At 47.7% G+C, this 241-nt stretch carries 1 pseudogene; it reads right to left on the bottom strand.

The annotated features are described in order from the left end of the window. Positions 1-226, bottom strand: a pseudogene (locus KVT27_RS25935) (ADP-heptose synthase); the annotation flags it as partial. Between the last annotated feature and the right edge of the window lie 15 nt (positions 227-241).

The raw sequence follows: 241 nt of genomic DNA on the forward strand, positions 1-241 counted from the left end.
TTTTCTTATTAAACGATTCCTCAAAAAATGCGATCAGCTCGCCAATCACCTCTTTGACGAATCCATCGTCTTCTTCCTCCAGCATAATGGGATCCGTGCCAGCTTGAAGCTCGTAGAGCTCTTGGATACTCGTATAGGGAATCACATAAGTAACCGGTTGGCCCGGTACCATGAGTTGTCCGTGCACCGCGAGCATGACGGCTTCGATGATAAACGTTTTGCTCATGTTCTTCGCCTCCTT

It is taken from the genome of Lysinibacillus sp. GbtcB16 (genome assembly GCF_019091145.1).
Classification (GTDB): domain Bacteria; phylum Bacillota; class Bacilli; order Bacillales_A; family Planococcaceae; genus Lysinibacillus; species Lysinibacillus fusiformis.